13 protein-coding genes and 1 pseudogene are annotated in these 14,964 nt (G+C 64.5%); 5 read left to right on the top strand and 9 right to left on the bottom strand.

The features are described from left to right. The 3 genes from ACLP2E_RS10145 to glmM all read left to right on the top strand — a co-directional run. Nucleotides 1-662 (top strand): ATP-binding protein (locus ACLP2E_RS10145; protein ID WP_442465834.1); only part of this gene is annotated, 662 nt, incomplete at its 5' end. Nucleotides 663-771: 109 nt separating this feature from the next. Continuing rightward, complete coding sequence (gene ftsH / locus ACLP2E_RS10140) at nucleotides 772-2,700, top strand: ATP-dependent zinc metalloprotease FtsH (protein ID WP_442461932.1); 1,929 nt, start codon at nucleotides 772-774, stop codon at nucleotides 2,698-2,700. A gap of 197 nt (nucleotides 2,701-2,897) precedes the next feature. Next, the gene (gene glmM, locus ACLP2E_RS10135) at nucleotides 2,898-4,238 is read left to right on the top strand and encodes a phosphoglucosamine mutase (protein ID WP_442461933.1); all 1,341 of its coding nucleotides are present in this window, start codon (nucleotides 2,898-2,900) and stop codon (nucleotides 4,236-4,238) included. 9 nt (nucleotides 4,239-4,247) lie between these two features. On the opposite strand, the gene ACLP2E_RS10130 is transcribed toward glmM, so the two are convergent. Then, a complete protein-coding gene (locus tag ACLP2E_RS10130; RefSeq protein ID WP_442461934.1) occupies nucleotides 4,248-5,258 on the bottom strand; it encodes an RluA family pseudouridine synthase in 1,011 nt (336 codons plus the stop codon). Nucleotides 5,259-5,302: 44 nt separating this feature from the next. On the opposite strand from ACLP2E_RS10130, the gene ACLP2E_RS10125 reads away from it, so the two are divergent. Together ACLP2E_RS10125 and ACLP2E_RS10120 are read left to right on the top strand one after the other, a co-directional pair. Continuing rightward, on the top strand, nucleotides 5,303-6,529 hold the full coding sequence (locus ACLP2E_RS10125) for an NAD(P)/FAD-dependent oxidoreductase (protein ID WP_442465833.1): 1,227 nt from the start codon (nucleotides 5,303-5,305) through the stop codon (nucleotides 6,527-6,529). 146 nt (nucleotides 6,530-6,675) lie between these two features. Next, nucleotides 6,676-6,855 (top strand): annotated as a pseudogene (locus ACLP2E_RS10120) (IS630 family transposase); the annotation flags it as partial. 345 nt (nucleotides 6,856-7,200) lie between these two features. Here ACLP2E_RS10120 and ACLP2E_RS10115 read toward each other — a convergent pair. From ACLP2E_RS10115 to ACLP2E_RS10080, 8 genes are all read right to left on the bottom strand, one after another. Then, on the bottom strand, nucleotides 7,201-8,856 hold the full coding sequence (locus tag ACLP2E_RS10115) for a proton-conducting transporter transmembrane domain-containing protein (protein ID WP_442465832.1): 1,656 nt from the start codon (nucleotides 8,854-8,856) through the stop codon (nucleotides 7,201-7,203). Beyond that, nucleotides 8,853-10,361, bottom strand: coding sequence for a complex I subunit 5 family protein (locus tag ACLP2E_RS10110; RefSeq protein ID WP_442465831.1), 1,509 nt, complete (start codon nucleotides 10,359-10,361; stop codon nucleotides 8,853-8,855). Before ACLP2E_RS10110 ends, ACLP2E_RS10115 begins: the two co-directional genes overlap by 4 nt. Beyond that, on the bottom strand, nucleotides 10,358-10,702 hold the full coding sequence (locus ACLP2E_RS10105) for an NADH-quinone oxidoreductase subunit K (protein WP_442461938.1): 345 nt from the start codon (nucleotides 10,700-10,702) through the stop codon (nucleotides 10,358-10,360). The genes ACLP2E_RS10110 and ACLP2E_RS10105 overlap by 4 nt, the downstream gene beginning before the upstream one ends. Further along, on the bottom strand, nucleotides 10,699-11,646 hold the full coding sequence (locus tag ACLP2E_RS10100) for a hydrogenase subunit MbhD domain-containing protein (protein WP_442465830.1): 948 nt from the start codon (nucleotides 11,644-11,646) through the stop codon (nucleotides 10,699-10,701). Before ACLP2E_RS10100 ends, ACLP2E_RS10105 begins: the two co-directional genes overlap by 4 nt. Next, nucleotides 11,643-11,936, bottom strand: coding sequence for a monovalent cation/H(+) antiporter subunit G (locus ACLP2E_RS10095; protein WP_442461940.1), 294 nt, complete (start codon nucleotides 11,934-11,936; stop codon nucleotides 11,643-11,645). Before ACLP2E_RS10095 ends, ACLP2E_RS10100 begins: the two co-directional genes overlap by 4 nt. Then, a complete protein-coding gene (locus ACLP2E_RS10090; RefSeq protein ID WP_442461941.1) occupies nucleotides 11,933-12,217 on the bottom strand; it encodes a monovalent cation/H+ antiporter complex subunit F in 285 nt (94 codons plus the stop codon). The genes ACLP2E_RS10095 and ACLP2E_RS10090 overlap by 4 nt, the downstream gene beginning before the upstream one ends. Next, on the bottom strand, nucleotides 12,210-12,647 hold the full coding sequence (locus tag ACLP2E_RS10085) for a Na+/H+ antiporter subunit E (RefSeq protein ID WP_442461942.1): 438 nt from the start codon (nucleotides 12,645-12,647) through the stop codon (nucleotides 12,210-12,212). Before ACLP2E_RS10085 ends, ACLP2E_RS10090 begins: the two co-directional genes overlap by 8 nt. 98 nt (nucleotides 12,648-12,745) lie before the next feature. Beyond that, a partial coding sequence (locus tag ACLP2E_RS10080; RefSeq protein ID WP_442465829.1) for an efflux RND transporter permease subunit occupies nucleotides 12,746-14,964 on the bottom strand: 2,219 nt, incomplete at its 5' end.

Here is a 14,964-nt window from a genome sequence, read left to right as displayed (position 1 = left end):
TCGGCGCGGCGGCGACGGCGACCGGCCATCACGCCGACGATCAGTGGGAAACCGTGGTTTTCCGGCTGGCGCGCGGCAGCGGAATCGCCGGGCTTGCCGGCATGACGCGCGAACAACGCTTTCCCGGGGGGATTTTGCTCCGTCCGCTGCTGCATCTGCCCAAAAAGACCTTGATCGACTTCTGCTGCGATCACGGCCAGCACTTTTTCGACGATCCGTCCAACGCCGATCCGGCTTTCGCACGCACGAAATTGCGCGCTCTCGCAAATCCGCTGCAAACCTTGGGTTTTTCGTGCGAACTGGCGCAAAAGCTCGGTGACCGCGCGAAAAAAGCCGACGAAGCAATCGAATGGACCGCGGAAAACATTTTCCGCCGGGCAGCCCTGAACGAGCCGGACGCCTATGATCTTGCCGAGATCGCCGAGGCGCCGCGCGCCATTGTCGAGCGGTTTCTGGCGCTCGCCCTGACCCGCGCCGCCGGCTCCTATCCGCAAAGGCTCGACCGGCTGGAGTTTCTTGCACAAGAACTGTGCGAAGCGCTAAGCAAAAGCTCAAGATTGCGCGCCACTCTCGGCGGCTGCGCAATCACGCTGAACACGAAAAAAGTGATGATTTTACGCCGCGAAGGCCCCCGGCGGCGCGGAAACAAAGCAGCTAAGTGAATCATTAACGGCGGCTTCACTTGGCAAGTCTTGAGTGGACGCCTACATTGAAATGAGAATACGCGACCGGCGCGCCGCCATCGACCGGAAAGGGTTTGCAGGACAAGAGATGAATCCCAATTTCCGAAATTTCGCTCTGTGGGTGATTATCGTTCTTCTGGTGGTCGCGCTGGTGGTGCTGTTCCAGAAACCGAGCGAGCGCGCGCCGACGCAGGAGATCAATTTCAGCCAGTTGCTGACCGAGGCCGACCAGGGCCATATCAAGGACGTCACCATCGCGGGGGCCGAAATCTCCGGCCATTACGGCGACGGCAAGGCCTTCTCGACCTATGCGCCGAACGACCCGAGTCTGGTCAACTCGCTTTACAAGAAGAACGTGCAGATCACGGCCAAGCCGCCGTCCGACGGCAATAACTGGCTGGTGACCTTGCTGGTCAACGGCCTGCCGCTGATCGCCTTCATCGGCATGTGGATATTTCTCTCCCGGCAGATGCAGGGCGCGGGCGGCAAGGCCATGGGCTTTGGCAAGAGCAAGGCCAAATTGCTGACCGAGGCGCATGGGCGCGTGACGTTCGAGGATGTCGCCGGCGTCGACGAGGCCAAGGAAGACCTTCAGGAAATCGTCGAATTCCTTCGCGATCCGCAAAAATTCCAGCGGCTCGGCGGACGCATTCCGCGTGGCGTGCTGCTGGTGGGCCCGCCCGGCACCGGCAAGACCTTGCTCGCCCGCGCCATCGCCGGCGAGGCCAATGTGCCGTTCTTCACCATTTCCGGCTCGGATTTCGTTGAAATGTTCGTCGGCGTCGGCGCGAGCCGCGTGCGCGATATGTTCGAACAGGCGAAGAAGAACGCCCCCTGCATCATTTTCATCGACGAAATCGACGCGGTCGGCCGTCATCGCGGCGCGGGCCTCGGCGGCGGCAATGACGAGCGCGAGCAGACCCTGAACCAGCTTCTGGTCGAAATGGACGGGTTTGAGGCCAACGAGGGCATCATCCTCATAGCCGCGACCAACCGCCCCGACGTACTCGACCCGGCCCTGCTGCGTCCGGGCCGTTTCGACCGCCAGATCGTCGTGCCCAATCCCGACGTCATCGGCCGTGAGAAGATCCTCAAGGTTCATGCGCGGAAAGTGCCGCTGTCGCCGGACGTCGATCTCAAGGTCGTCGCGCGGGGTACGCCCGGCTTTTCCGGCGCCGATCTGATGAATCTGGTCAATGAGGCGGCCCTGATGGCGGCGCGTCGTGGCAAGCGTGTCGTCACCAAGGACGAGTTCGAGGACGCCAAGGACAAGATCATGATGGGTGCCGAGCGTCGCACCATGGTCATGACCGAACAGGAAAAACTGCTGACGGCCTATCACGAAGGCGGCCACGCCATTGTCGCGCTGAATGTCGCGGCCACCGATCCGGTGCACAAGGCGACGATCATCCCGCGCGGTCGCGCGCTCGGCATGGTGATGCAATTGCCCGAACGCGACAAATTGTCGATGAGTTACGAGCAGATGACCTCGCGACTGGCCATCCTCATGGGCGGCCGCGTTTCCGAAGAGATTATTTTCGGCAAGGACAAGGTCACGTCCGGCGCGCAGAGCGACATCGAACAGGCGACCAAGCTCGCCCGCGCCATGGTCACCCGCTGGGGCTTTTCGGACGAACTCGGCACGGTGATGTACGGTGAGAACCAGGAGGAAGTCTTCCTGGGCTATTCCATGGGCCGGCAGCAGAATATTTCCGAAAACACCTCGCAGAAGATCGACAGCGAAGTGCGGCGGCTGGTCGAACTGGGCCAGTCGGAAGCGCGGCGCATCATCACCGAAAAGCGCAACGACCTCGAGACTCTCGCCAAAGGCCTGCTCGAATACGAGACCCTGACCGGCGACGAAATTCGCGGCCTGCTCAACGGCATAGAGCCGGTGCGCGAGACGGCGGAAGACACGCCTTCCAACCCGCGCCGTTCGCCGGTTCCCGCCGCCGGCAAGCCGAGCTGGACCCAGCCCGACGGCGAGCCCGGCCTCCATCCGGCCCCGCAGGCTTGAAACACACGTTTGATTGTGAAGCACCAAAGGCGTAATTGTGAAGCACCAAAGGCGGCCTTGACGGGCCGCCTTTTTCGCGCGGCTTCCGCCGTTGTTGTACTTGTACATCTATTGTGAACGCTGGCGGCGCGAAAATTCGTTATATTTAAGTAGAAACAATGCTAAGTTTCCCTGACACAGCCGGAGATGTTCGACCGATGAGCCGTAAATATTTTGGCACCGACGGTATTCGTGGCCTCGCCAACAAAGTGATCACGCCGGAACTGGCCCTGAAAGTTGGACAGGCGGCCGGTCTGGTGTTCCAGAACGGCGAGCATCGCCACCGCGTGGTGATCGGCAAGGATACGCGGCTTTCCGGCTACATGATCGAATACGCCATGGTCGCTGGTTTTACCTCCGTCGGCATGGACGTGCTGCTGCTCGGCCCGATGCCGACGCCGGCCGTGGCCATGCTGACTCGCTCGATGCGCGCCGATATCGGCGTGATGATTTCCGCCTCGCATAATCTGTTCGAGGACAACGGGATCAAGTTGTTCGGCCCGCAAGGGTTCAAACTGTCCGATGACGTCGAGCGTGAAATCGAGACCCTGCTCGACTCCGATCTCAGTTCAAAACTGTCCAAATCGTCGGCGCTGGGCCGCGCCCGCCGCGTCGATGACGTGCGCGCCCGCTATGTCGAATTCGCAAAGCACACCTTGCCGCGCAACATGTCCTTCGAGGGCATGCGCGTCGTCATCGATTGCGCCAACGGCGCGGCCTACAAGGTCGCCCCCGAAGCCTTGTGGGAACTCGGCGCGGAAGTGTTCTCGCTCGGCGTCGAGCCTGACGGCATGAACATCAACCGCAACGTGGGCTCGACTTCGCCGGAAGCTTTGGCGCAAAGGGTGCGGGAATTGCGGGCCGACATCGGGATCGCGCTGGATGGCGACGCCGACAGGGTGCTGATCGTCGACGAACATGGCAAATCCGTCGATGGCGATCAACTCATGGCGGTGGTGGCGGAAGATTGGCGCCAGGACGGCCGGTTGTCGCGGCCCGGCATTGTCGCGACGGTGATGTCCAATCTTGGACTGGAGCGCTATCTGGCCTCGGTCGGCCTGTCGCTCGCGCGCACGCCGGTCGGCGACCGCTACGTGCTCGAACATATGCGCGAGCATGGCTATAACATTGGCGGCGAACAGTCCGGCCACATGATCCTGTCGGATTATTGCACCACCGGCGACGGCCTCGTCGCCGCCATGCAGGTGATGGCGGTGGTCAAGCGTCGCGGCAAGCCGGTGAGCGAAGTCTGTCACGCGTTCGATCCGCTGCCGCAGATCTTGAAGAACGTGCGCTTCAAAGGCGGCCGCCCGCTGGAAAAGGCGGAGGTGTCCAAGGCGATCGAAGCGGCCAAGCTGCGGCTCGGCGCGGAGGGACGCCTGGTTATCCGCCCGTCCGGCACCGAGCCGGTAATCCGGGTGATGGCGGAAGGCGACGACCGGAAACTGGTCGAGCAGGTCGTCGATGAAGTCTGCGAGGCGGTCGCGTCCGCGGCTTGATCTCTTGTGTCAACCCGCCCGCAGAGCCTCGACCAGCGTCGTAAAATCTTTCGGCGGCTCGCTTTCGAACAGCAATTCCTCGCGCGTCACCGGGTGATCGAACCCAAGCGCGCGGGCGTGCAAGGCCTGACGGTTCAGCGCCTTCAGCGCCTGCTGGGCTAATTCCGGCAATTGCTGGGCCTTGGTCTTGAAACCGCCGCCATAAACGCGATCGCCAAGCAATGGATGGCCGGTATGGGCGAAATGCACGCGAATCTGATGCGTGCGTCCGGTCTCAAGCTGACAGGCGATCAGGCTCGCGACAGGTTTGTCGTCGCGGTCGGCGCCGAATTTTTCCAGCAATCGCCAATGGGTGATCGCCTCGCGGCCGCGCTCTTCAGGAACCACCGCCATTTTTTCGCGCTGGAGGTTATGACGGCCGAGAGGAGCGTCGATGGTTCCGGCCTGACGGTCCGGCGCGCCCCAGACAAGGGCCAGATATTCCCGCGTCAGCGACAGTTTGCGGCCATGGTCGGCGAAAAGTTTTGAAAGCTTCTGATGCGCCGCGTCGGTCTTGGCGACGACCAGCAGGCCGGACGTGTCCTTGTCCAGCCTATGAACGATGCCCGGCCTTTTCACCCCGCCGATGCCGGATAGGCTGTCGCCGCAATGGGCGATCAAGGCGTTGACAAGGGTTCCCGTCTCGTGGCCGGCGCCCGGATGCACCACGAGACCCGCGGGCTTGTCGAGAATGACCAGGAATTCGTCCTCGAACACGATGTTCAGCGGGATTTCCTCGCCTTTCGGCTCGGCGGGCGCCGCTTCCGGCACTTGCACGGCGATGGCCTGCCCGGCGCGCAATTTGGTCTTGGCCTGCGCGGCGGGCTTGCCATCGAGCAGAATCTGTCCGGCCTCGATCAAGGCCTGGATACGGGTGCGCGAAAGATTCTCTGCCAGAACCTCCGGCCGTCCGCTCAAATACTGGTCGAGTCTTTGGCCGATTCCGGCCTCATCGACCTCTATCTCGATTTTTATCGTCATGCGGCCTGATAGCACGACGCGACAAAAATAGGTAAAGCCTGTCGATGAGTGAAAACACCACAAGAAACGCCGCCGTGATCGGCGCCGGTCCCGCCGGGCTGATGGCCGCCGAAGTTCTGGCCGAGGCCGGACTCGACGTCACCATCTACGAGCGCATGGCCAGTCCCGCGCGAAAACTGCTGATGGCGGGGCGCGGCGGCCTTAACCTCACCCACGCGGAGAATTTCGACGACTTTTGCAGCCGCTACGGCGAGGCGCAGGCGCGGCTGCGTCCCATGCTGGAGGCCTTTGGCCCCGAACAGCTGCGCCATTGGTGCGCCGGCCTGGGGCAGGAGGTTTTCGTCGGAACCAGCGGCCGGGTCTTTCCGCGGGCGATGAAAGCTTCGCCGCTGCTGCGCGCGTGGCTGCGGCGGCTGGACTCCTTGGGAACGCAATTCCGCCTGCGACATGAATTTCGCGGATTTGCCGGCGATGCGGCTCTGTTCGAGACGCCGCAGGGGCCGCTGAAGATCCAAGCCGACGTTTTCGTTCTCGCGCTCGGCGGCGCCTCCTGGCCGCGTCTCGGCTCCGACGGCGGCTGGGTCGCGCCGCTCAAGGTTCTGGGGCTGGAGTCCAGCCTGCTGCGCCCGGCCAATTGCGGGGTTTTCGTCATGTGGTCGGAATTTTTTGCACAAAAATTCCAGGGCCAGCCGCTAAAAAATATCGCGCTGCATGCTGGCGAAAAATCAGCCAAGGGCGAAGCCTTGGTGACGCGACGAGGGCTGGAAGGCGGCGCGGTCTATGCGCTGTCGGGCGCGATCCGCGACGCGCTTGCCGCCGGCGACGAAGTTGTGCTGCATGTCGATCTGCGGCCGGATTTTTCCTTGGAAGAAATCACGCGCCGCCTGTCGCGCCCTCGCGGCAAGACGAGCCTTTCCAACTATCTGCGGAAAATCCTGGGGCTAAGCCCCGTCGCTATGGCTCTTTTGCGGGAGAGCGGCGCCTTGCCGGACGAGACGGCGTCTCTGGCGGCGAGGATCAAGGCGGTCCCTCTCAAAATCGCCGGTGTTGGCGGTCTGGAGCGGGCCATTTCGACGGCGGGCGGCATTATGTGGGAAGCTTTGGACGAAAAACTGATGGCCCGCTCGCGCCCCGGCCTGTTCGTCGCTGGCGAAATGCTCGATTGGGAAGCCCCGACCGGCGGCTATCTCCTCACCGCCTGTTTCGCCACCGGCCGTGCAGCGGGACTGGCGGCGGCGGATTGGGTTGCCCCCAACTATCCGCCCGCTTGACGCTCCCATGACACCGGCGTACGGCCGCCTTCGCTGGCGCAGGGGAGCAAGCTGAAGGCTTATACCAAGGGCCTTCTGGCGTGACTCGATGGCGGATTCCCATTTTGATCGCGATCTGATTCCTTGGCGCGGGGAGGATTCGCGCCATGCCCGCTACGGTTACGATCAGGACGGATTATTTGGCTTCTGAGCTTCGGCGGCTTTCAGCCGGTTCGAAAGACGCCAACCAAAGCCGGCGTCTCTCGTCTTTGGCTGCTGTTCTCGATGGGATGGGGCGAGCGGACGCCGCACGCATTGGCGGCATGGACCGTCAGACGCTGCGCGACCGATGGTTCTTACTGTGGAGCAGTCCTTCTAGTAGTGTTTTCTCGAGACAAGCAGGGAAGCCATCAAGTTGTTGTTTTTCCCACATTCACCTAATTGAATGCATTTCGGCACGCCACGCGATATTGGTTGAGTATATTTACGCATTAAATAACCTATTGATATTCTTTTACATCGTCGACAAAGTTGTTTGCGGCAAGAGGGTCCAGCCTTGACCTTCGCCGCGTGTCCGATAGACCATGGTCACGCCGACGGACGACAAAGGCCAGCAATGAGTCGAATAGGGCCGTTGTTGGAGATGCCGCTGGTCCCTCCAGCTTCTGGCTCGGCACGGTTCTAACCCGACTTCACCCTCCGTGAGCGGCAAGGGCGGCCAGGATCAGCGCAATCGTCAGAAGCGACAGGCCGCCCGCCGGCCAAAGCCTTAGCCGCGCGTCCAGCTTCTCGAAAAGCCTGCTCAAGGCGAAACTCGCCTTGAAAGCGGCCTCGGCGGCGACGACCGTGTCGCCTTCGGGAATGCGCGGAAGCCTCCCTCCCCAGCGCCGAAGCCCGAGCGCCAGGGCGGCGCCGATCAGCAGCGGCCAAAGCCCCTCCCACAGTTTCGCAAGATCCACAGCGCTCGAAAGGTCGCCGATGGCGGGGAAAAGCAGCCAGGGGATGAAAAGCGCGCCGACCGCGATAAAAGGCCAGAACCGGGGAATCGCGGCGGCAGTCTGCGCCTGCGCGACCGGATCGGTGGTCCGCGCGAGGCGCATCAGGAAATGCAGCATCAGCAGAGCGGTTCCGGCTGCTGAAGCATAAGACAGGCCCGCCGCAATGCCCGAGCCGAAAGACGCCTTGAGCGCGAGTTTTGCCAGCGCGCCGCCGGTGAAAGGCAGGCCGGCGAGGCTGAGGCCGAGCGCCGCCGTCAGCAACAGCGCCGCCCGGTTGCGCCGCAGGTCCGTCGTAGCGGCGAATCCAACGGCGAGAAACAGCGCGCCCTTCACCAGCACGTGATTGGCGGCGGCGAAGGCGACCAGCGCCGGCGCGCTGGCGTCGCCACTGGCCAGCGCCAGCCCCAAGGCGGCGGCGAGCACACCCATCTGGCTGATGCTCGAATAAGCGAGCACGGTCTTGGGATTTTGCTGGGTGACGCCGATCGCCACGCCGTAAAAGGCGGAAAAAAATCCGATCATCGCCAGCGCCTCGCCCCAGCCTTGCAGCGCATAGCCGAAGGGCAGAAAGCGGATGAGGCCGATCACGCCCGCCTTCACCGCCGCGCCGCTCAATACGGCGGCGGCGGGAATGGGCGCCGCCGTATAGGTGAGCGGCATCCAGCCGTTGAGCGGCGCGAGAGCCATTTTCATGCCGAAACTGGCGACGATCAGCGCCAGCGCGCCGTCGCGCCAGGGAGAGTAGGGCAACTCCGCGACCACATCCTCGATCCGCAGGCTGCCGTGAGGTTCGCCCGCCGCGAGTAGCGCCAGCGCCATCAGCAGAAGGGCCTCGCCGAGAATGGTGAAGGCCATGTAGACGCCGCCGGCGCGTTTGGACGCGGGGGCGTCGTCGTCGGCGATGAGCCCATAGGCGGGGATGCTGACCAGCGCATAGACGAGATAGAAGGTCAGGAGATCGGCGGCGATGAAAACCCCGATGCTGCCGGTCATGGTGAGCAGCCAGCACAGGGCGAAGCGCTGTTTTGGCCGGTTGTTTTCGTCGGAGAAAGCAGCGGCGCCGACGACGATCCACAAAAGCGACGCCACCGCGAGCAAAAGCGCGCCGGGAAGATCGAGCTGCAGGCTCAGGCGCAAAGCAGGCGCGTCGAACGAAAACCCAGCCCCGCCGATCGCCAGCAGCGCCGCAACCAGTGCGGGAACGGGCGCCAGCCATTGCAGCGCCAGAGCCTGCCGGCGCAGGCTCGGAAAGAAGCAGGCCGCCAGCAGGATCAGCGGCAGAGCCAGTGAAGCTACGAGCAGCGAGGGGCCAATGGCGTTGGCGAGCGGCGAGGAAAGCGACCCGGTCATGGCAGCGCCGTCGCGGCCTGGCGGCCGATCCGGAGGAAGTCGAAGAATTCCTGCGGCGCGAAGCCGAGCGCCACCGCCACGAGGGCCAGCGCCAAGGCGACGCCCTCCCGGCTGCGTTTTGGCGGCGCCTTCAATACGACGGGGTTCTCGGCCAGCGCCGGGGCGAGGATGCGGAAGACATAGCCGGCGGCGAGCAATCCGCCCGCCAGCATCACCGAAGCGAAAAACCATTGCCCGGACGCGACCGAGGCGCGCAGCAGAAGCCATTTCGCCGCGAAACCGCCGCTCGGCGGCAGGCCCATCAGCGACAGTCCGCCCAGTCCGAGAGCCAGAAAGGTCGTGGGCATTGCGCGGCCGGCGCCGGTGAATTCGGCGATCCGGTCATGGCCGAGCGATTCGGCGATGAGACCGGCCGACAGGAACATCGCCGCCTTGGCGAAAGCGTGGGACAGTGTCTGCATCAGCCCGCCGCTCCATCCATCCGTCGTCCAGACATGCAGGCCGGAAGCCAGCGGGAAGATCAGGAAGAGATAGCCGATCTGCGCCAGCGTCGAATAGGCGATCAGCAATTTCAGCCGGGGCTGCCGCAGCGCCAGTACGCTGCCGAACAGGATCGCCGCCGCGCCGAGCGTGCCGAGCATCGCCTCCGCCGCGCCACCCGGAAGCGCGGGCAGCACGTAAAACCACAGCCGCACGGCGAGAAAGAACGAGCCTTTGACCACCAGTCCCGACAGCACGGCGCTGGCCGCGGCGGGCGCATTGGCGTGGGCCGGAGGCAGCCAGAGATGCAGCGGGAACAGCGCGGTCTTGGCGAGCAGTCCCGCCGTCATCAGCCCGGCCGCCAGCCATACCGCCGGCAGCGGCCGCACCCGCTCGGCCAGCAGGACAATGTCGAGCGTTCCGTAGGCGCCATAGAGTAGCGCGGCGCCGAGGAGATAAAAGACGGAGCCGAACAGGGCGAACAGCAGATAGCGCAGCGCCGCGACCAGCGTCTCCGGACGGCCGGAAAGGCAGACAAGCGGGACAGCGGCGAAGGTCAGCAATTCCAACGCGACATAGAGATTGAACAGGTCGCCGCCGACGAAAAGGATGGTCAAGGCCGCCCAGATCGCCTGAAGCATGATCCAGAACGCCAGCGGCGCCCGCGCTTCCTTGACGCCCTGTGGCGTGGCGAAATTGGCGCGCGCGTAAAAGCCGGCGGCGGCGATGATGAGCGCCGCCGTAATCAGCATGACGCAGGATATGCCGTCGGCGCGCAGCGCTATGCCGAGCGGCGGCGCCAGTCCGGCGACATTGTAGACGACGGGCGCGCCGGAGCGCCAGACGAGAAAGGCGATGGCGAGCGCCAGCGCGAGGCCGATGGGGGTCAGCGCCAGCGCCACGCGTTCGGCGAAACGTCCGCCAAGCGCGAAGGACAACAAAATGCCGGCGACCGGCGCCAGGATGGCGAGCACCAGCAGGGGCCCGCCAGGGGTGGGGCCAAGAGCGGCAGAGGTCTCGATCATTTGCTCGCCTCGACTTCCGGGGGAAGCGGCGGCGGGGTCTCGGCATCGAGCATGACCTGCCCGGTTTCCTCATTCAGCCGCAAGATCAGCGCCACGGCGAGCGCGCTGGCGGCGAAAGCGACGACAATGCCGGTGATCACCATGGCCTGCGGCACCGGATCGCCGGGAAATCCCGCGCCCGCGCCTCTTCGCGCGACAATGCCGAAAACCAGGAAGACGCCGCTGCCGATCAGGTTGAAGCTGAGAATTTTTCGCAAGGGTTGCGGGTCAACGATCAGGCCATAGAGTCCCAGCCCGACCAGGGCGGCGCCGACCAGCCCGGCGAGAGTCGCCGCGTTCATCGCTCCGAACTCCGGCGCGGCGGACCCGCCACCAGAATCGGCAGGGTCGCCGTGATCGTCAGCAGCATGAAGGCCTCGATGAACAGGATGATCGGCTTGGCGAAGCCGATGGGATAGGCGAAGAAATCGCCGGCCATCGCCAGCCCCGCAAGGCCGGCGACGAGGAAGACCGCCGGACCAGTGACCAGCGCCAGCCGCAGCCAGCGCGAATCTACCCGCGGCGGCTCGGCGACACGGGCGATCATCGCGATCATCCACATGGCCGCGAGAATGGCGCCGCCCTGAAAGGCGCCGCCGGGCTCGTCCGCCCCGACCCAGAAAATGTGAACGCCCACCAATATGCCCAGCGGGACCAGGATCTGGTCTAGGAACAACAGCGCTCCGTCCGGATTGGCCCGGCCAAGCGGCGCCGGCGCGCCGCCCCAGAACCGATCAGGCGCGACCGACCACACGCCGACCACCGCAAGCAGCAGCACGATCTTTTCCAGCATGGTGTCGAAGGAGCGATAGGCGATCAGCACCGCCGTGACCGGATTGCCAAGGCCCGTCGCGGCAAGTTCCTGCCTCGCTTCCGGCGCCAGGGAGGGCGCAGGCTCGGGCAATGACAGCACGACTGCCGCCAGCGCCGCCGCCGCCAGCACCGCGAGAGTTGCGGCCGACAAGCACAGGGAAAGGCTCGGCGCCGCGCCAGCGCTTGCTTTGCCGGCGCCTTTGAGCCGCGCGCCCGACGTTACCAGCAGCACGCCGGTAACGCCGCCGCCGATGGCGGCCTCCGTCAGCGCCACGTCCGGCGCGAACAGCCGAATCCAGACGATGGAAAGCAGCAGCCCATAGGCGACATAGCCGGCCACCGAAGCAAAAATCTCGCGCGTAAAGATGGTCCAGGCGGCTACCGCGAGGATAAGAATGGCGAGACCGATGTCGAGGACTTGCAGCACGCTCATTGGGCGTCTCCCCGGCGGCGCAAGGCGCGCCCGATCAATTGCGCGGTCGAGGCGCCGGACAAAAGCACCAGCGCCCAGATCGCGACGAGCCTCAACCCGTCCAGCAAGCTCGCCGCGCGAGGAAGTAACCCCAAGACGACCAGCCCGAGGCCGAGATTATCGGCCTTGGTCAAGGCGTGCAGGCGCGTCAGCGAATCGGGAAAGCGCAGCAATCCGACGGCGCCGGCGAAAAAGAAAAAGGCGCCGGCGGAGATGGTTACGAAGCTGAAAAGGTTGAGCGCCCAACTCATCTTCTGTTTGCCTCCGAAGGGTCGGAATCATCGGTCTCGACGCCGTTGACGAAGGCGACCGAGGCGAAAGCCGCAAGCAGGGCGAGGCCGAGCGCGACATCCTCGACGCCGGCGACCGTCGTCGCCGAGGCGATCAGCAACAGCGACGCGACGCCTCCCGTGCCGAGCAATTGCACGGCCATCATCCGGTCGGCGTCGCCGGGCCCCCTCAGCACGCGAACCAGCCCGGCGGCGACCGTCAGCAGGATGAAGCCCGCTGCGATGAGGAGGAAGTCATTCATCGCCGAACGTCCGCATGAACAAGGTTTCTTGCGCGACGAGATCGCGGCCGACCGGCTGCGAGACATCGAGGCAATGTATGAGCAGGGCGTCGCCGTCCATTCCGACCGGCAGCGAGCCGGGCGCGAGACTCGCCAGCGCGCAGAAGGCGTTGCGCGCGTTTCCGGCCGGCAGACGCAGCGGCGCGGAGATAAATCCGGGATCGAGGTCGAGGTCTCGCCGCAAGGCGCGTCCCGCCACGTCAAATCCCGCGACTCTGGAGCCACGGAAAAAATGTAGCATGAGTTCTGTCAGGGCATTGAGCCGAAGTCGCGCGCCTGTCGGGGGACTGAGCGCGAGACTGGTCCATGCGGCGGCGGCGGCAGCCGCCAGTCCGACCGGAAGATCGGCTGCCTTCCAGCCCGAAATCGCCAGCCAGAAGGCAAAAAACATCGCGGTCCGCGCAATAGCGGCGCCTGCTCGGCCTCGCTTTTCGCCTTGATCCCTCCCGCTCATTCCAGGTCCTTTCACCGCCCAGCCCGTCGTCCACCCTACGCCGGCTCCTCGGCATGGAAGAAGATGATGTAGAGCGCGGGCAGCACAATCAGGGTCAGGATGGTCGCCACGAACAGGCCGCCCATGATGGCGAAAGCCATCGGTCCCCAGAACACGGTCGGCGCGATCGGAATGAACCCAAGCACGGTGGAAATCGCCGTCAGCATGATCGGGCGGAAGCGGGACATCGCCCCTGCGACCACCGCGTCCCAGACGCCCAGTCCCTGCTTGCGCTCGGTTTCAATCTGCTCGATCAGGATCACCGCGTTGCGCGCGATCATGCCCATCAGCGCCAATATGCCGAGGATCGCCACGAAGCCGAGCGGTCGCCCGGAGAGCAGCAGCGCCCCGACAATGCCGATCAGCCCCATCGGCACGACGCAGAGCACCAAGGCCAGACGGCTGAAACTGTGCAATTGCGCCATCAGGAACAGCAACATCAGGAACAGCATCACCGGAATCATGGCGAAGACCGAGGCTTGCGACTGGGCGCTCTCCTCGGCGGTTCCGCCGGCTTCGATGCGATACCCATTGGGCAGGCTCGCATTGAGCTTTTCCAGTTCCGGCGCCAGCGTCGCCACCGCCCCCTCGGGCGTCGCGTTCGAGGCGACGTCGGCGCGCACCGTCAGGGTCGGCACGCGGTCGCGCCGCCAGATCAGCGGATATTCCTGATCGAAATCGAAAGTGGCGATCTGGCTGAGCGGCACGGTGCGGCCGTTGGGCAGCGGAAGCTGCATGTCGCGCAAGGTCGAGAGCGAGACGCGCTGTTCATCCTGCGCGCGGGCGATGACGTCGACGAGATAGATGTCATCGCGAATCTGGGTGATCGGGGCGCCCGTCATCACCGTATTGAGTTGCGCGGATAAGGTTTCCGAGCTCAGGCCGAGCAGCCGAGCCTGATCCTGGTCGATCCGGACGCGCACTTTGCGGGCGGGCTCCATCCAGTCGTAATTGACCCGCCGGAGTTGGCCGTCGGCGCCCATGGCCTGGCCAAGCCGCAGGGCGATCGAGCGCACCTGGTCGATTTCGGGCCCGCTGACCCGGTATTGCACCGGCCAGCCGACCGGCGGCCCGAGTTCCAGCGGCGAGATGCGGGCGACGACGCTCGGCAAATCTTCCGCCAGCTTGTTCTCCAGCAGCGCGTGCAACCGATTTCGCGCGGCAACGTCCTTGGCCACGACGACCGCCTGGGCGAAGAAATCATTGTTCAGCTGCACGTTGAGGGGGAGATAGAAACGGATCGCGCCCCGCCCGACATAGGAGCTCCAGCTGGCGACATCGGGATTATTGGCCAGCAGGGCGTCAAGTTTTTCCGCCGCCTTGTCGGTAGCGAAAATAGAGGCGTTCTGCGGCAGGGTCAGGTCAACGACCAGTTCGGGCCGGTCGGAGGCCGGAAAGAACTGGCGCGGCACCAGCGGCAGGGCGAGAAGCGAGGCGACGAAACAGGCCGACGTCACGGCGATGGTCGCCCAGCGCCGGCGCATCGCAGCGACGAGAATGGCGCGGAAAGCGCCCATGATCCGGCTCGGCTCCGCCGGCGGCGCGGAGGCGTCCACATCGGGTTTCTTGAGCAGCCAGACCCCGAGCAGCGGGGCGAAAAGCACGGCGACGAACCACGACACGATCAGAGCGATAGAAACCACGGCGAAGATCGAAAAGGTGTATTCGCCCGCCGAACTCTTGGCGAAGCCGATCGGCACGAAGCCCGCCGCGGTGACGAAGGAGCCCGTCAGCATCGGAAAGGCCAGCGAATCATAGGCGAAGGTCGCGGCCTTCTCCTTGCTGTCCCCCGCGGCCATGCGCGAAGTCATGACATCGACCGTAGTCATGGCGTCGTCGACCAGAAGCCCCAGCGCGATGATGAGAGCGCCGAGTGAAATGCGCTGCAGATCGAGGCCGAGCGCTTCCATGATCGGAAAAATGATCGCCATGGTCAGCGGGATGGAAAGCGCGACCACGGCGCCGGGACGAACGCCCAGGCTGATGATGCTGACCGCCATGATGATCGCAATGGCCTGCCACAGCGATTCCATGAATTCGCCAATGGCGTTCTTCACGATCACCGGTTGGTCGGACACCAGTTGCGCCTCGACGCCGAGGGGCAGGTCGACCACGGCGGCGTCGATCGCCGTCTTCACATTGCGGCCAAGGGCCAGGATGTCGCCGCCGTCGCGCATGGCGATGGCGAGGCCGATGGCCGGCTTGCCGTTGACGC

It is taken from the genome of Rhodoblastus sp. (genome assembly GCF_052145335.1).
Lineage (GTDB): Bacteria > Pseudomonadota > Alphaproteobacteria > Rhizobiales > Beijerinckiaceae > Rhodoblastus.
Note: the sequence above shows the minus strand (reverse complement) of the source record. Positions and strands in the feature narration are given on the sequence as shown.